Annotated in this window: 16 protein-coding genes; 5 read left to right on the top strand and 11 right to left on the bottom strand. The window is 57.9% G+C overall.

What is annotated here, in order from left to right:
• Positions 1-59 precede the first annotated feature (59 nt).
• The 4 genes from crcB (B347_RS0117310) to B347_RS0117325 form a co-directional block, all read right to left on the bottom strand.
• A complete protein-coding gene (gene crcB, locus B347_RS0117310) occupies positions 60-458 on the bottom strand; it encodes a fluoride efflux transporter CrcB (protein WP_019410956.1) in 399 nt (132 codons plus the stop codon).
• Positions 459-473: 15 nt separating this feature from the next.
• A complete protein-coding gene (gene crcB / locus B347_RS0117315) occupies positions 474-854 on the bottom strand; it encodes a fluoride efflux transporter CrcB (RefSeq protein ID WP_019410957.1) in 381 nt (126 codons plus the stop codon).
• 111 nt (positions 855-965) lie between these two features.
• On the bottom strand, positions 966-1595 hold the full coding sequence (locus B347_RS0117320; protein WP_019410958.1) for a hypothetical protein: 630 nt from the start codon (positions 1593-1595) through the stop codon (positions 966-968).
• Positions 1596-1719: 124 nt separating this feature from the next.
• Positions 1720-2100: a RidA family protein gene (locus tag B347_RS0117325; protein ID WP_019410959.1), complete on the bottom strand. Its 381-nt coding sequence runs from the start codon at positions 2098-2100 to the stop codon at positions 1720-1722.
• Positions 2101-2370: 270 nt separating this feature from the next.
• Between B347_RS0117325 and B347_RS0117330 the strand changes: the two genes are divergently transcribed.
• A complete protein-coding gene (locus B347_RS0117330) occupies positions 2371-3288 on the top strand; it encodes a DHH family phosphoesterase (RefSeq protein ID WP_019410960.1) in 918 nt (305 codons plus the stop codon).
• Between the two features lie 89 nt (positions 3289-3377).
• Here the strand turns inward: B347_RS0117330 and B347_RS0117335 are convergent, their stop codons facing one another.
• Together B347_RS0117335 and B347_RS0117340 are read right to left on the bottom strand one after the other, a co-directional pair.
• Positions 3378-3683: an NIPSNAP family protein gene (locus tag B347_RS0117335; protein ID WP_019410961.1), complete on the bottom strand. Its 306-nt coding sequence runs from the start codon at positions 3681-3683 to the stop codon at positions 3378-3380.
• Between the two features lie 4 nt (positions 3684-3687).
• Entirely contained in the window at positions 3688-3897 is a 210-nt protein-coding gene (locus B347_RS0117340) for a hypothetical protein (RefSeq protein ID WP_019410962.1), read from the bottom strand.
• A 363-nt stretch (positions 3898-4260) separates the two neighbouring features.
• On the opposite strand from B347_RS0117340, the gene B347_RS0117345 reads away from it, so the two are divergent.
• Both B347_RS0117345 and B347_RS27235 read left to right on the top strand, forming a co-directional pair.
• Positions 4261-5970, top strand: coding sequence for an amidase (locus tag B347_RS0117345; RefSeq protein WP_019410963.1), 1710 nt, complete (start codon positions 4261-4263; stop codon positions 5968-5970).
• Between the two features lie 1691 nt (positions 5971-7661).
• Positions 7662-8312 (top strand): methyl-accepting chemotaxis protein, encoded by a 651-nt coding sequence (locus B347_RS27235; protein ID WP_423812788.1) that lies wholly within the window; start codon positions 7662-7664, stop codon positions 8310-8312.
• A gap of 16 nt (positions 8313-8328) precedes the next feature.
• Here the strand turns inward: B347_RS27235 and B347_RS0117355 are convergent, their stop codons facing one another.
• Positions 8329-10119, bottom strand: a complete 1791-nt coding sequence (locus B347_RS0117355; protein WP_019410965.1) for a GGDEF/EAL domain-containing response regulator — start codon at positions 10117-10119, stop codon at positions 8329-8331.
• Between the two features lie 319 nt (positions 10120-10438).
• The gene (locus tag B347_RS0117360; protein WP_019410966.1) at positions 10439-10882 is read right to left on the bottom strand and encodes a helix-turn-helix domain-containing protein; all 444 of its coding nucleotides are present in this window, start codon (positions 10880-10882) and stop codon (positions 10439-10441) included.
• A gap of 80 nt (positions 10883-10962) precedes the next feature.
• On the opposite strand from B347_RS0117360, the gene B347_RS0117365 reads away from it, so the two are divergent.
• Positions 10963-11451 (top strand): DUF2938 domain-containing protein, encoded by a 489-nt coding sequence (locus B347_RS0117365; protein WP_019410967.1) that lies wholly within the window; start codon positions 10963-10965, stop codon positions 11449-11451.
• A gap of 83 nt (positions 11452-11534) precedes the next feature.
• Here B347_RS0117365 and B347_RS0117370 read toward each other — a convergent pair whose 3' ends face one another.
• A complete protein-coding gene (locus B347_RS0117370) occupies positions 11535-12419 on the bottom strand; it encodes a LysR family transcriptional regulator (protein WP_019410968.1) in 885 nt (294 codons plus the stop codon).
• A gap of 110 nt (positions 12420-12529) precedes the next feature.
• Here B347_RS0117370 and B347_RS0117375 point away from each other — a divergent pair, with 110 nt between their 5' ends.
• Positions 12530-13954, top strand: coding sequence for a mechanosensitive ion channel family protein (locus B347_RS0117375; protein ID WP_019410969.1), 1425 nt, complete (start codon positions 12530-12532; stop codon positions 13952-13954).
• A 149-nt stretch (positions 13955-14103) separates the two neighbouring features.
• On the opposite strand, the gene B347_RS0117380 is transcribed toward B347_RS0117375, so the two are convergent.
• A complete protein-coding gene (locus B347_RS0117380; protein WP_019410970.1) occupies positions 14104-14889 on the bottom strand; it encodes a siderophore-interacting protein in 786 nt (261 codons plus the stop codon).
• The gene (locus tag B347_RS0117385; protein ID WP_019410971.1) at positions 14886-15461 is read right to left on the bottom strand and encodes a PadR family transcriptional regulator; all 576 of its coding nucleotides are present in this window, start codon (positions 15459-15461) and stop codon (positions 14886-14888) included. The genes B347_RS0117380 and B347_RS0117385 overlap by 4 nt, the downstream gene beginning before the upstream one ends.
• Between the last annotated feature and the right edge of the window lie 56 nt (positions 15462-15517).

A 15517-nucleotide genomic window follows, 5' to 3' on the forward strand; every position in this document is an offset into this window, starting at 1 on the left:
GGTAGGAGCGAGCTTGCTCGCGATCTTTTGATCTTTAAAAGATCGCGATTCAATCGCTCTTACACTGCATCGGCCGCAACCGGCGCAACCTTGGCCCCCAGCAGCAACCCCAGTTCAACAGCTAAAAACCCAATTACCAGACTGGCCACCAGATAGCAGATAGAAACCAGCACCCCGCCCGGGTCGGTCATCATTTCGACAGCGCCAAACACAAAACTGGAGAACGTCGAAAGGCCGCCCATGATCCCCGTCCCGACCATCACGTGCACGTACTGGTTAATGCGATTGCTCTTGAACAGCGACGTGGCAACACCCAGCAAAAACGCGGCGACGATGTTGGCGACAAAAATATCCATGGGAAAACCATCGGCCAGACGCGGCACCGACAGCATTACGAACTCACGGCAAGTGGCCCCAAACGCCCCGCCGACAAAAATCAGAATGATCATATTCAGCATGTTTCCAGCTCCTTGTCAGCGCGCCAGCCAAGCGCCAAATGCCGCAGCAGCCAGCCCCAGCAGCACCGAGATAATCAAATACCCGCCAGCCCATACGCGGTCTTTGATAGACGCCAGTTTGGACGCGTCCAGTTGCATGCTGCTAAACGTGGTGTAGCCACCCAGGATCCCGGTCAGCACGGCTGCGTTTAACACATCACCGTAACGGTCACGCCAGTCAACGCTGAACAGAATGCTCAAATAACCGATCACAAAGGCACCGCTGACGTTGATCAATAGTGTGCCCAGCGGCAACGTTCCCTTGTAAAACTGGCTCACCCGCAGCCCAATCCACCACCGCAGTAGCGACCCCAAGCCACCCCCCAGCCCGACCCAAAATACGTCCAGCGCAATCATCAAGATCCCTCTCGTGTCTGTTGGTCACTGCGAAAGTGAGACCACCCTGAAGCGAGCTTGCGCGCGATCTTTTAAACGTCACGCGCCAGGGTGGTCTGCTCAGGAAGCGGCTCAGAGCTGCTTGAGGGTTTCTTGAGTGATGGCCTTAAGGCCGTCCTCAGTGATTTTCTTCCAGTCTTCGTTGGTGGTGACCTTCACGTTCTCGTTGACCAGCGTGTTCACTTGCTGCTCAGGAGCGCCAGCCGCTTTGATCTTCAACAGGGATTTGTTGCTGACTACTTTATCGAGCACCCCCTGCAACTTGACCCAGGACCAGAACTCAATGACGTGCACCTTCACTTCACTGGCATCGCGCGCACCGGACGTACTCACCACCTCATACCCGGCTTGCCGATAGGCGTTTGCGACAGCGCCTGCCACCAGCCCTGAAACAGTCTGGCCCTTGGGCAACAGCACGTCGCCAATGGGCATGTTGTAGTTGTTGCGCTTACGGGCAAAAACCCGCTCGGTGATCGACTTGTCGTCGATCTCGTCGTACTTCAACGTAGGAATATCGGGGCTGTCTGGCTTGATCTGAAAAACCCGATCATCGACGGCGATGATATAGACCTTTTTACCGTTACTGGGTGCAGGTGCCTGAGACTCAGCGGGCTGCACAACATTAACGTCAACTTCTGAGCGATTAATGGCGCAACCAGCCAACAGCACCAATACCGCAACCCCCAAAACACTGCGAACCATCCTCTTTACTCCCTTGCTATTGCGCCTTCATTGGCATGGTCATAAGCGAACCAAAAAGGAGTGTAGAAGACAGATCGCGGTTCTACCGCCCAACGTGCTCGGACGCTTGAGAATAACTAAACACTCAGGCCTTGGCCGCCATCGCAGTCACTTCCACACGCATGCCCTCGACAGCCAGTGCCGCCACACCCACTGCCGCCCGCACCGGCCAAGGCTTGGCGAAATAGCGCTTGTACACCTCGTTAAACGCGGCGCGGTCGGCCATATCGGTCAGGTAGATGGTCAAGTGCAATACCCGGTCCATAGAACTGCCTGCACGTTCCAGCGCGACCTTGAGCGCCTGCAACGTGCACTCGCTTTGTTCGGTAATACCGCCCAACTCCAGACTGCCGTCAGCACGGGTTGGAATCTGGGTGGACACCAGCATGCCGGCAAAACCGGCCACGTCGGAAGAGATCGAATCGACGTCTGGATCAGGGGTAAACGTAATGTCTTGGTTTGCCATGAGGGTCTCTTGGTCGAGGTAAATAAAAGCGTCTACTGGATGGCTTACTGAGTCGCTCAAGTAAGACTCAAGCTCGGCTGCATGATTGGTCCGCAGCGCTTGTCTCCTGCGCAGCGAGCGCGAGTTTAACACTGGAACATTCGGCGATCCGCGCGGATGCGAATGTCAACCTACCTAAGATAAACAGAGCCTATACAAAGGCCTGAAACACGCCTGACATGTGTTTGAGCTAGATTTTCGGCCCTGCACCTCTCGGATTCGCCTTCGCCCATGATTGTCGTCACCTCAGGCTCTGCCTATCTCGATATCGACGCTTACGCCGGGTGTATCGCATTTGCCCAATTGCTTAATCTGCAGGGCATTAGCGCCAAAGCGGTCAGCAGCGCTGCTCTCAATCAAAGCATTTGCCAATCTCTGCGCGAGTGGCCTGCGGCGCTGGACGAGTACCCCGTCACAGAGCGCGACTTGTTCGTGATGATCGACATCTCCGACCCCGCGCATTTCGATTCATTTGTCGATGTGCAGCGCGTGGTTGAGGTGATTGATCATCACCCAGGGTTCGAGGCGTACTGGCAGGATCGACTGGGCACTCTGGCCACCCTCGAACCTATCGGTGCAGCCTGCACCCAGGTCTATGAGCGCTGGGTCGACGCGCAACTGTTCCATGCCATGCCGTCGGCCACCGCTGCATTGCTAGCCACCGCGATTCTCGATAACACGTTGAACCTCAAGGGTCAGATCGCCACAACTCGCGACCAATTGGCCTACGCCGCGCTGGCTGACAAGGCTCAACTAACAGACGACTGGCCAGCCCGTTACTTCAGCGAGTGCCAGGCGGCCATCGAGCACGATTTGCCTGCCGCGCTCAACAACGACTTGAAACACATGGACGCCGACCTGCCGCTGCCGCGCATCGTCGGCCAGCTCACGGTGTGGAGTGCGCAGCGATTGTTGCAAGAACACCGCGCAACGCTGATCGCGACATTGCAAGCGCATGACCCAGACTGGTTGCTGAACGTGATAAGCATTGAAGAGCAATGCAGTTACCTGCTGGTAGGCAATGCCGTCAGCGCCGAGAAAGTGGCGGCCTTGCTTGATGTGAGCGTTGACGATCACGTGGCCAGATTGCCCACCGCGCTATTGCGCAAGCAAATTCTGCGCGCCGCGTTGCTCAAGCGCGCCCGCTAAAGGTCAGCACCCATGAGGGCTTAATCGGGGAATAAATATAAAAAGATCGCAGCTGGAACTGCCGAAAGCTGCGATCTGTTGTGAGGGGCTTATTCGAAAACTGGACGGAAGAAACTGCGCTCGTAGCTCAGGATGCAGCGGTTGTCTTCGGCCAGTTTGAACGCCGCAATGCACTCGGCATCTGTTTTTGAGCGCTCACGATAATCTTCATAAGCGGCCAGGCTTGGGAAGGTAAACATTGCCAGGGCAATGTTGTTGGCGCCTTCCGAAGGCAGGAAGTAGCCATGGTGTGTACCACCGAATTTCTCGACCAGCGGGATCCAGATGCGCGCGTACGCTTCGAATTCAGCCAGTTGGTAAGGGTCAATAACGTATCGCAGGTAGCACGTGATCATTACTTCATTTCCTTTGAGGATAAATTCGATTAAGTACGCCCAGGCTGATAACGATCGCCGGGATGGTTAGCAACACCGGGTTGAACGGTGGTGGTATGAACAGCGTGACAATCCATGCGCTAAAAAGTCCGGCGGCTATGAGGCAAAAGAGCCAGGTCGGAACCTGTTTACCCAGATTTTCGCAGGCCTGATTGAATCGACTAAACCATTGCATCCATAACGTCCTTGTAGAGTCGGCTCGCAGAATACTGCAAAACACTGCTCCTGCAAGAGCGAGCTTACTCGCGTTTTTTTAATGATGTGCTTATCGACACGATGCTCGCTTTGCCACTGTCCATACGCAAGATAACCGCGACCTTGTCGGCCACCGTGGCGACACTAAATAACGGATAAATATCGATTAGTCGCGAAGGTTAGGGTGACCGTCATCACATTGACTGGCTCAACAGGCCCCAGTTTCGCTAAGCTGCGCACCTGTGTACCTCATGCAACGCTGCACAGAACTCGATATGAAACGTTATTCTGAGAAGCATGATGTTCCACCCACTCACATCCTCCAACCGCCAGCGGTGAGCGCATGATCGAAGTCACTGAAGTTTCCATTGCCCAATTGCGTGAAGCCCTCGAATCGGGTCAGACCACGGCGGTTGAGCTGGTCACGTCGTACCTTGCACGGATCGAGGCCTACGATGGCCCCGACACTGCAACCGCGCTCAACGCGGTGGTGGTGCGCAACCCAGACGTGCTCAAAGAAGCACACGCCTCCGATGCCCGTCGCGCCAAGGGTCAGACCCTGGGGCCGCTGGACGGCATTCCCTACACCGCCAAAGACAGCTACCTGGTCAAGGGGCTGACTGCCGCGTCCGGCAGCCCAGCCTTCAAAGACCTGATTGCCTATCGCGATGCGTTCACCATCGAGCGCTTGCGTGGCGCCGGGGCCATTTGCCTGGGCAAAACCAATATGCCGCCCATGGCCAACGGCGGCATGCAGCGCGGTGTGTATGGCCGCGCCGAAAGCCCATACAACGCCGACTACTTGACGGCGCCCTTTGCCTCGGGTTCGTCCAACGGCGCAGGCACGGCCACAGCCGCCAGTTTTTCGGCCTTTGGCCTGGCGGAAGAAACCTGGTCCAGCGGTCGTGGCCCGGCGTCGAACAATGGTCTGTGCGCCTACACCCCGTCACGCGGCGTGATTTCAGTGCGCGGCAACTGGCCGCTGACCCCGACCATGGACGTGGTAGTGCCGTACGCCAGAACCATGGCCGACCTACTGCAAGTGCTCGATGTGGTGGTCGCCCAAGACCCGGACACCCGTGGCGATCTGTGGCGCATGCAGCCGTGGGTGCCGCTGCCGAGCGTTGAATCGGTGCGTCCAGCGTCGTATCTGGAGCTGGCAGCCAATGCGCAATCCCTGGCCGGCAAGCGCTTTGGTGTACCGCGCATGTACATCAACGCCGACCCAGAAGCCGGAACCGCAGAAAAGCCCGGCATCGGTGGTCCGACCGGGCAACGGATCATCACCCGTGCCTCGGTCATCGAGCTGTGGCAAGAGGCACGTAAGGCCCTTGAAGCCAAAGGCGCCGAAGTGATCGAAGTCGACTTCCCGCTGGTGTCCAATTGCGAAGGCGACCGTCCTGGCGCACCGACTGTGTTTACCCGGGGCTTGGTGCCCAAAGAGTTCCTTCACCATGAGCTGTGGGACCTGTCAGCCTGGGCTTTCGACGACTTCTTGCGCGCCAACGGCGACCCGAAACTGAACCGTTTGGCGGATGTCGACGGCGCGCTGATATTCCCTCACGACCCGGGCACCCTGCCCAACCGCGAAGACGAACTGGCGGCGGGCATGGACGAATACGTACGCATGGCCGAACGCGGGATTACCCCCTGGGATCAGATTGCGACCTTACCGGACGGCTTGCGCGGCTTGGAACAGACCCGCCGAATCGACCTTGAAGACTGGATGGACCAGCTAGGGCTGGACGCCGTGCTGTTCCCAACCGTGGCCGATGTTGGCCCGGCAGACGCCGATGTAAACCCAGTTTCGGCCGACATTGCCTGGAGCAACGGCGTGTGGGTGGCCAACAGCAACCTGGCGATCCGCCATTTAGGCGTGCCGACTGTCACCGTGCCGATGGGCGTGATGGCCGACATCGGCATGCCGGTCGGGCTGACCTTTGCCGGACGCGCCTATGACGACTCAATGCTGCTGCGCTTTGCCGCGGCGTTCGAATCATTGGGCAACAAACGCATGATCCCCCCGCGGACACCGCCGTTGTCAGCGGTATAACCCAACCGAAACTGTAGGCGCGAGCGTGCCTACAGGCACCAACTTAGGTCGCTTACAACACGCAACGCACTGATTCAATGCGTGTTCCCTTCCCTTAAGCCACCACGGCCAGTAATGGCCAGTGGCTTGCTTCTTGCTGTTGCCTTCATATCTCAATGCCATCGTTGGAGACGTGAATGTCGCTATCAAGCAGTTCCATGCAACTTTCTTCCAGCGAAAAACGTTGGCTGCCCTGGTTCGGTAAAACCGGAAAACTGGCGATGGGTTGGGGGTGTTGGCTCAATCGCCAAGCGTATCCGGTGCTGGAGCAAACCTTCGAAGCCATTGCGCACACCCGCGTGCAATTGCTGCACAACTGGACCCATGAGCAGTGGGAGCATTTGCGCGAATTGGCCGAACATGTGGGCAACGACTTGGTCCCTCTCGATCAGTCACTCTTGCTCGACAAGCTCAAGCAAGCCGACGATTTTTCGGAATTATTTGTGATTGACCTGCACGGCAAGGTCATCGCCTCGACCTGGAACGGACGCAACAAAGACCAGCCGCACAACCCGCGCGCCCTGGCCGAAGGCTTGAAAGCGCCGTTCTTGCACGGACCTTACGCAGACCCGCTAACCCTGCAAATCGGGCCTTCTTCGTCGCCGTTCCATGACGAAGTCACGCTGATGTTTTACCAGCCGCTGAACGCCCATGGCAAAACCCTGGGCTGTCTGTGTGCCCGCGTGCCCAACGATGTGCTCGGCGACCTGATTCAGCGCGAGGCCGGGCATATTTATGCCGAGTCGGGCGACAACTACCTGTTTATGGCGCAATCACGCTTCGACTCGTCTATCCAGCCGGGCACAGCCTTGTCGCGCTCGCGTTTTGAAGACGGCACCTTCAGCCACGGTGAAAACTTGAAAAGTGGTGTGCACACGCCCTGGAAAACCGTGCAGATCCAGCGCCACACCGAGTTGGAGTTACGCTTCACCGACCCGGCCACCCAACAACTGCACCCCGGCGTGCGCGAAACCATCCGCAACGGCGCCAATCTGTTCGTGACCTACCCTGGCTACTCGGACTACCGCCATATTCCGGTGGTCGGCAAGGGTGTCACCTTCCAATTGCCTGGCTCGCCAGACCGCTGGGGCATGATGTGCGAAGCCGACCTGGAGGAAGTCTACCGCCGCCGCTCACTGAGTTATGGGCTGATGAAACCCTACCTCGCGACCATGAGCGGTCTGTTTGCCTGCAACTTTGCGGTTCAGCATTACAGCGGCTTGGATCAGTTCGTGATTGATACCATCCAGGTCGTGAGCATGGCCGGGGCCACCGTGTTATTTGGCCTGCTGGGGCCCAAGCGACTGGCCGCCCGCCTGAACGAAATGACCGGTGTCATCAGGACCATTGCCGAGGGCGAAGGCAATCTGCGCCAGCGGCTGGACACCCGCAAAATGGCCAATGACGAAACCGGCGACATGGGCCGCTGGATCAACAGCTTCATCGACCACTTGGACTCGGTAGTCGGGCAAGTGGTCAAGGCCAGCCATAACGTCGGCACCACCAATCAGATGATGCTAGGCCGCAGCCAAGAAGCGAGCCTAACCTCGGTCGAAGTCACCGAAGCCGTGCACCACATGATGATTATTGTCGAAGATCAACTGGGTGAAATTCAGCAAGCCAGCGCCAGCGCCGAACAGATGAAACACGCCATGGATGACGTCGTCAGCCGCGCCCGTGAACAGTTTCTGAAGGTGCAGGAAGGCACTCAATCGATTCGCGATGTGGTCGAGCGTTCGACGTCCAGCGTGCAGTTGCTCGACAGCCGCATGGCGCAAATAGGCAATATCACTGGCCTGATCAGTGCCATCACCCACCAGACCAACCTGCTGGCTCTTAACGCAGCCATTGAAGCCGCTCGCGCAGGCGAGCATGGACGCGGCTTTGCGGTGGTTGCCGATGAGGTGCGCAGCCTTGCGTCGCGCACATCGCGCGCCGCTGACGACATTCGCACGATGGTCGAAGGCCTGCAAAGTGAAACCCGGCAAGCCGTCAGCTTTATGGAAGAGGGGGTTAAAGACGTCGACAACAGCCTGCGCCTCTCCGAGGAAGCCTCATCGGAGAATTTGCAGTTACATCAGGCGGTAGAGAGCCTGTTTGCGATCATTCAACAGCTCAATCGCCACAGCCTGGACTGCGGCAAGACCATCAAGAGCGTCGATCAGTCTTCCACCGAAATGCGCCAGACCGTGGTAGTGCTGCAAAGCAGCGCCGAAAGCGTGAGGCTAAATGCCAACAAGCTGCAAAAGCTCGTGGGGCAGTTCGAAGTCAGTCAACACCCTGTACCGGGTGCGGCGGCCTAAATTCGAACCGAGTTCCTCAGGTAAAACACCTCGGCTCACGCAGCAAGGTTTCCAGTTCATGGGTCGGTAAGGGCCGGCAAAAAAGGTAGCCCTGGACTTGGTCACAGCCGTTATCGTTCAAGAATGCCAGCTGATCACTGGTTTCAACGCCTTCTGCAATGACCTGCAAGTTAAGGCTGTGGGCCAATTCGATGATGGTCCGGGCGATAGCCGCGTCTTGGGGGTTGCTGGTCACTTCACGTATGAACGCAATGTCAATTTTCAATTTATCAATCGGAAAGCGGCTCAGGTACGCAAGGCTCGAATAACCCGTACCGAAGTCGTCGATAGAGATTTTTAGACCCATGTCGCGTAACGCCAGCAAGCTGGTGATGGTGTCAGGCGTGTTAACCATCAATGAGCTTTCAGTCAATTCAAGTTCAAGCCATTTCGGCTCTACTTGATGCTCTTTGAGCGAGCGCTGGATGTCGTCCACCAGGTCGCCTTCGCTCATCTGGTGCGCCGACACGTTAACCGCAACCTGCACCAACCCCAAGCCAGCTTGACGCCAATGAGCAATTTGTTTGCACACGCTGGCAGTGACCCACTGCCCCACACGGGATATAAGCCCCAACCCCTCGAGGATCGGTACGAAGACCGCTGGAGACACCGCGGGCAGGCCCGGTCGGTGCCAGCGCAACAAAGCTTCAACCCCACAGATTTTGCCATCGCTCAGGCCTATCTTGGGCTGGTAGTACAGTTCGAATGCCTCCTTTTTTACCGCCTCACGCAAGGCGATTTCCAGTTCGTGACGCGCCTGGACCTCGACATTCATTTGCGCGGTGTAAAAACGGTAGGTGTCTCTGCCCGCTTGTTTGGCGCGGTGCATCGCGGTGTTGGCCTGCTTGATCAGGCGATGCGCATCGGCGCCGTCATCAGGGTAAAGGGCGATGCCGATACTGGCGGTCATCGTCACGTCATGGTCCTGAACCCTAAACGGCTCGCGCAGTACTTCACGGATGCGCTCAACCATTTGCCGAGGCCCCGACTGGGCTTTGCGGATCATCAGGATCAAGGCCAACTCATTACCATCCATGCGCCCCAAGGTGTCGCTGACATTGAGAAAGTTGGACAGCCGCTGGCTGAACTCAGCCAGCACCTGATCGCCCATCAGATGCCCCCAGCTGTCGTTGATGCTTTTGAAGTCGTTGAGGTCAACCGTGCACACGGCCAGTTGCCACCCTCTGAGCGCAGCCTGAGTCAGGCCCATTTGTAACGTGGTGTAGAACAAGTTGCGATTGGGCAAGCCGGTCAATGGGTCGTAGTTGGCCATTTTCATCAGGCGCTCATCAGAGCCCATGGCGGAACGAAAACTTTCGACGTCGATGGTGCTCTTTTGCAACTGCTGCTCGAGCATCAAGGTATGGACGATCTGATAATCGCCAAAAGCTTTGAGCCGCAGCAAGTTGCGCACCCGCAGCCGCAACTCGGCACTGACCACGGGTTTGCAGAGGAAGTCTTCGGCACCGGCCTCCAGCCCCAGTATCTGAGCGCTTTGCTCACCCAGCGTCGACAACATGATGATCGGGATGTTCGCCGTCCATATATTCGCTTTCAACTGGCGAGCCACCTGATAGCCATCCATGTCCGGCATCATGACGTCCAGCAGGATCAAATCTGGCGGTTGCTTCGCAACCATTTCCAGAGCGGCTTCGCCTGAATTCGCGGTCAGCGTCAGATAACCCTGGCTCTTTAACAAAGCTTCCAGCAGGTTTCGGACACCAACATCGTCGTCGACAATTAGCAGTGTGGCGGGCGTGGTAGACATGAAAAGCCCTCAAATAAGAGGCTGTTGAAGTGTTCGGCGCTGACCGTGAAGATTTGAAAGCCCTCCTCTTTCGTCGGTCGCAATGCAGGAAAAAACAAGCGCTATTGAACAGGGCGCCTTGCAGTGCACCGGTGTTGAGTAAGTGTTCTGTCGGCGAAACTCGACAATCTTTTCAGATCGTAATCAAGGCTTGGTGGGTGGACTGTCAGCAGGCGGGTTGTCCATCGTTTTGAATCCCTATAACGGGCAAGTGTGCTCGTTCGTGGGTTGAGTAAAGCACCCTTATCGAGATTTCACCACGCGCCGGCCGTTTGCTGCCTCAGCCGTCAGGCCCAGCCTCTCTGCGCTGTAACGCAGAGGGCGTGTGTGGCCGGTCTTCGCGGGACGTTTCTTTGAGCAAACGCTGAAAACTTGGGCATTCCACATGGCTGGCCGCAGGGCAGACCGCGGCCCGGCGAAGTTCATCGCGGGCAATGCTTAACTGCTTAATCGTGCGATCCAGTTCGTCAGCTTTGTCTGACAGGCGCTGGCGATCAAGGGCCGTGTGCCCCTGCGCGATCATCTGCGCAATATCTTCCAGAGAAAACGTCAGCGATTGGGCGAGCGTAATCAAAGCCAGCTTTTCCAGAACATCCGTGTTAAATACCCGACTCAGGCCACGGCGCCCCACAGACCGAATCAGTCCTTTTTCTTCGTAATAGCGCAAGGTCGAGGCCGCCACCCCTGAACGCCGTGCAACCTCGCCAATCCCCAGCTCTTTCATGCTTGACCTCAAGTCGACTTGAACTTGCACACTGCCCAATTCAAGCAATCAGACGACGTGTCAGGCAAGGGGTATGTGAGATGAATAGCATCGAATGGATGGCCAACGTGGTGGGAGTGGGTATCGGCGCAACCCTGTTTATGGATGCCGTGGCGCTGATCAAAAAGCGTTTTTTTGCGCAACCGTCATTGGATTACCGGCTCGTGGGGCGCTGGTTGGGGCATATGCTCGACGGGCAGATTCGTCACCCCACTATTACAGCCGCCACCCCGACCCGGCATGAACAACGGGTGGGCTGGCTGTTCCATTACCTGACAGGGATTGTCTTTGCCGCGCTGCTCGTCGTCACCGTTGGCAGCGATTGGCTGAGCGCACCCACGCTGATGCCCGCCGTGTTAACGGGTCTGCTCAGCATCGCTGCCCCGTGGCTGATCATGCAACCGGCGTGGGGCATGGGCATTGCCGCTTCACGCACGGCAACACCCCGTGTGGCCCGGCAAAGAAGCCTGATCACACACCTGACTTTTGGTCTGGGGCTCTATCTGAGTGCGTGGTTACTGGCGTACTAAGTGCTACCAAGCGCTGGCCGCACTGACCGCCGCCCAGAGGCTTAAACAGCCAGCGGCCAGACAGAACGGTCTACTACTGCGCTTCAGCGCGAACGCAGGCGCTCACGCAAAAACTCGATCAGCGCCTGCACCGGCCGTGCCCCCTGGCGGTGCTGGGGATACACCGCCGACAGTTGCAGCGGCTCGGGGCAGACGTCCGCCAGCACCGGTACCAAGTGCCCAGCCTGTAAAGCGGCCTGCACGATAAACGTCGGCAGGTAGGTGATCCCCATTCCGGCAATCGCCGCATCCTTGAGCAGTTCGCCGTTGTTGACGCGCATCCGGCCCGTGACATTGACCGATACCGCTTTGCCCTGCACCACAAAATGCCATTGCACCTGACGCCCGTGACCGTAGGGCAAGCAATCATGGCTGAGCAGCGCTTCGGGCGTCAGAGGTATGCCGCGTTCCGCCAGGTACGTAGGGCTCGCGCAATAGACCCGGGCGATACTGCTGAGGCGGCGTGCAATCAGGGTCGAGTCTTCCAAAACCCCAATGCGCAATGCCAGGTCGTAGCCTTCGCTGAGCAAGTCGACTGCGCGGTCGCTGAGGTCGACCTCCACGGTGACATTGCGGTTGAGTTGCAAAAACTCGGGCAGCAACTCACCCAAATGATTGATTGCAAAGGACAGCGGCGCACTCAAACGAATAATGCCGCGCAACTCGCTGGTTTGCCCGGCAATCCCCTGCTCCATGTGTTCGACCTCACTGAGCAGGCGCAGCGCCGATTCGTAATAGGTCTGGCCCAAAGGCGTGACATCCAAGCGCCGGGTCGAGCGGTTAAGCAAGCGCACGCCCAGCCGCTGTTCAAGCTGCATCAATCGGCGGCTGACAAACTGTTTGGACAGCCCCAACTGCTCGGCGGCAGCGGTAAAACTGCCAGAGTCCATGACCTGACAGAAAATTCGCATGTCTTCGTAAGGGTTCATTGTCCCGCCCGGGTTGACAGTAAAACCCCTTATAGCCGCTTTCGAGTTTGCCTGCACCAAGCTAATCTCTTTGCCTACGGGATGCTTCCATCCCCTCTGCGGAGCGCCCCATGCCTGATCTCTACCGCCATCCCCTGCTATGGAGCGCGCTGGTCTTGGTGATCGACACGCTGCTTTGGCACCTCGCCCCTTTGCAGCACCGAGCAGTACGGGTCGGTCTGCGCCTAGGGCTGTTTGTGCTGTTCAGCGTATTGATCATTAATGCTGGAATCAGCCCTTTGCAGGCGCCCTTGCAAGGCGATGACAGCGTCGCGCAACTTGGGGCAACAGCTTTGGGCATCGGCTGGTGGCTGTACGCGGCCAGGGTGCTCACCGAAGTCATCGGCCTATTGTTGATGCGGCGCATCGGCCACAGCGGCCACTTGATTCAGGATGTGGTCGGTGCGTTGGTGTTTTTGGTGGCCATTGTGGCTGCGGCCGGTTATGTGCTGGAACTGCCGGTCAAAGGCCTGCTCGCCACTTCCGGGGTGGTGGCCATCGTGCTCGGCCTGGCGCTGCAAAGCACATTGAGCGACGTGTTTTCCGGCATCGTGCTCAACACCACCAAACCGTATCAGGTGGATGACTGGATCCAGATTGACGGCATCGAAGGCAAAGTGCTGGACATCGACTGGCGCTCCACGCATCTGCTGACCAGCACCGGCAGCACTGCTGTGGTGCCCAACTCGGTCGCCGCCAAGGCCAAGATTGTCAACCTGAGCCGCCCCAGCAACATGCACGGCGTGTCGATCAGCCTCCAAGTGCCCAACTCTATTCGCCCACGCCGCGTGTTGGACGCGCTGGATCGCACCGTGCAAGGCAGCAACAGCTTGCTGCTGACACCTGCCCCCAAAGCCTGGTTCAAAGACGCAGGCGAAAGCATGTCCGAATACGTCATCAGCGGGTATATTGCCGAGCTGAGCAGCAAAACCGAGGTGCGCAATCAACTGTTCGATCTGGCTCACCGTCATCTAGAAGCTGCCGGTATTTCGCGTCAACTGGATGGCGTGATCGAACCCGCCAGCCGTGCCCGAACCCTGATTAACGAGGTGAAAATCTTCCGTTCATTGGCCGATGAGGAGCGCGAGCGCCTGGCCTTGGCTATGACTGCACAGCAATACGCTGCTGGCCAAGTGGTGTTGGCTTCGGGCGACATTCCTGAGAGCTTACTGGTGATTGCGACGGGGGTGATCAGCGTGACGATTGCCGGTGAGGACGGGCCAGTCGAAGCCGCCCGCATGGGGCCGGGTGAAGTGATGGGCGAACAGAGCGTGCTCGATGACACCCCGTCCGAGGCCAGTTTTACTGCGCTGACCTCCTGCATCATTTACCGGATCGACAAGTCCCTGACCCGCGAATGCATGCAACAGCGTACTGAGGTGACCCAGGCGCTGCACAAACTGCAAGCGGTGCGCGAGCAAAGCAGCCGCGCGGCCCTGATGACCAAACCCGCACCCATCAAGAAAGGCGGCTTTTTGGGGTGGTTGAAGCGTTAGGGACTCAAATCAAGAGCCCCTCACCCTAGCCCTCTCCCGAAGGAGAGGGAACCGATTGGGGGATGCTGTCGATTATCGGTAGCCTGTTTGCTGCGCGACAGCGCGGCGTCGAAGACGAGGCGGCACCTCCTACAGGAGATAGGTGAGGCTTATTCTTCGGCGCTGTCATCCAGACGCCAGTAACCGACGGCCTTAACGAATTCATCGTTCAAACCATGGGTATCGAGCAATACGCGGCGTACTTTGCGCGACAGCGCGCTTTCGGTCGCGACCCATGTGTACAGCTCCCCACGCGGAATGCTCAGGCTTTCAACGGTGCGCAGCAAATCCTGGGCGGGTGCATCGCGATGAACCCAAATCACTTCGACGGACGCGGCGCTTTTCAGCGGCTGTTCTTCTTGCGCATTCTCGACTTCAACCACGACCCGTGCTTGGCGATTGGCCGGCAACTCTTCAAGGCGACGAGCAATCGCAGGCAGGGCGGTTTCGTCACCGACCAGCAGATAGCTGTCGAAAATATCCGGCACGATCATTGAGCCACGCGGGCCGCCGATGTGCAGAAACTGACCCGGCTGGGCTTGCGCTGCCCAGGTGGAGGCAGGGCCATCGCCGTGCAACACAAAATCCAGATCAAGTTCGAGCGTGTCCAGGTCATAGCGTCGCGGGGTGTAATCGCGCATAGGGGGCATGGTGTTGCTTTTGGCCCCGGCGCTTAACTCTAGGTTTTCAAGCGCGGCCTGCTCCTCGGCGGTCTGCGGGAAAAACAGCTTTACGTGATCGTCGCTGCCCAGGCTGATAAAGCCAGCCAGCTCGGGCCCGCCCACGGTGATGCGGCGCATGCGCGGGGTCAGGTCGGCCACGCGCAATACGGTGAGTTTTCGACGTTTGATTTGATGCATGACGCGGTGAATGGTTTGGGTATTCGCGGTATTCATTCAGCGTTCTCCTGCGCAGGCTGGGCAGTGACAGGGCCATCAACGATGGCTTTGGCGGTGTTGTTTAGCAGGTCTCGAACGCGGGCAATTTCGGCCGGGTTCCAGCGCCCGTGGTGCATTTGCAAAGCGTGGCGCAGGTTGTGCACCGCCTCGTGAATTTCGGCCGGGCGATCATGCCCGCGCAAGGAGCGCTTACTGACGTCGATGCGCATGCGGACACCGTCTAGAGCAATGGCTTGATCGATCAGCGACTGGCGACCGGCGTCTGTCACGCTGTAGCGTTTTTTTCCGCCTGCCGCGTCGCCCTCAATCAGTTCACTTTCTTCAAGAAAGGTCAGGGTCGGGTAGATCACGCCGGGGCTGGGGCTGTAAGCGCCATCGAACATGCCTTCGATCTGACGAATCAGGTCATAGCCGTGGCAGGGCTGCTCGGCAATCAATGCCAGCAGCAGTAATTTCAGATCGCCGGGGGCGAATACCCGTGGGCCGCGTCCGCCTCGTTGACCGGCACGCTTCTCAAAGCCGTCTTGACCCACGTTGTGTTCGCGATGGTGGTGATGATGCTCTCTCATTTCTCTTCGTCCTCTGTGTTTGTAAGAAGCAACTTAAGATATATCTTAAGAGTGCA

This window comes from Pseudomonas psychrophila HA-4, from assembly GCF_000282975.1.
GTDB classification, from domain to species: domain Bacteria; phylum Pseudomonadota; class Gammaproteobacteria; order Pseudomonadales; family Pseudomonadaceae; genus Aquipseudomonas; species Aquipseudomonas psychrophila_A.

What these genes read in the sequence shown, in the direction of transcription:
- crcB (WP_019410956.1), bottom strand. Translation starts at nt 458, where the DNA reads ATGCTGAATATGATCATTCTGATTTTTGTCGGCGGGGCGTTTGGGGCC.
- crcB (WP_019410957.1), bottom strand. Translation starts at nt 854, where the DNA reads ATGATTGCGCTGGACGTATTTTGGGTCGGGCTGGGGGGTGGCTTGGGG.
- B347_RS0117320 (WP_019410958.1), bottom strand. Translation starts at nt 1,595, where the DNA reads ATGGTTCGCAGTGTTTTGGGGGTTGCGGTATTGGTGCTGTTGGCTGGT.
- B347_RS0117325 (WP_019410959.1), bottom strand. Translation starts at nt 2,100, where the DNA reads ATGGCAAACCAAGACATTACGTTTACCCCTGATCCAGACGTCGATTCG.
- B347_RS0117330 (WP_019410960.1), top strand. Translation starts at nt 2,371, where the DNA reads ATGATTGTCGTCACCTCAGGCTCTGCCTATCTCGATATCGACGCTTAC.
- B347_RS0117335 (WP_019410961.1), bottom strand. Translation starts at nt 3,683, where the DNA reads ATGATCACGTGCTACCTGCGATACGTTATTGACCCTTACCAACTGGCT.
- B347_RS0117340 (WP_019410962.1), bottom strand. Translation starts at nt 3,897, where the DNA reads ATGCAATGGTTTAGTCGATTCAATCAGGCCTGCGAAAATCTGGGTAAA.
- B347_RS0117345 (WP_019410963.1), top strand. Translation starts at nt 4,261, where the DNA reads ATGATCGAAGTCACTGAAGTTTCCATTGCCCAATTGCGTGAAGCCCTC.
- B347_RS27235 (WP_423812788.1), top strand. Translation starts at nt 7,662, where the DNA reads ATGGATGACGTCGTCAGCCGCGCCCGTGAACAGTTTCTGAAGGTGCAG.
- B347_RS0117355 (WP_019410965.1), bottom strand. Translation starts at nt 10,119, where the DNA reads ATGTCTACCACGCCCGCCACACTGCTAATTGTCGACGACGATGTTGGT.
- B347_RS0117360 (WP_019410966.1), bottom strand. Translation starts at nt 10,882, where the DNA reads ATGAAAGAGCTGGGGATTGGCGAGGTTGCACGGCGTTCAGGGGTGGCG.
- B347_RS0117365 (WP_019410967.1), top strand. Translation starts at nt 10,963, where the DNA reads ATGAATAGCATCGAATGGATGGCCAACGTGGTGGGAGTGGGTATCGGC.
- B347_RS0117370 (WP_019410968.1), bottom strand. Translation starts at nt 12,419, where the DNA reads ATGAACCCTTACGAAGACATGCGAATTTTCTGTCAGGTCATGGACTCT.
- B347_RS0117375 (WP_019410969.1), top strand. Translation starts at nt 12,530, where the DNA reads ATGCCTGATCTCTACCGCCATCCCCTGCTATGGAGCGCGCTGGTCTTG.
- B347_RS0117380 (WP_019410970.1), bottom strand. Translation starts at nt 14,889, where the DNA reads ATGAATACCGCGAATACCCAAACCATTCACCGCGTCATGCATCAAATC.
- B347_RS0117385 (WP_019410971.1), bottom strand. Translation starts at nt 15,461, where the DNA reads ATGAGAGAGCATCATCACCACCATCGCGAACACAACGTGGGTCAAGAC.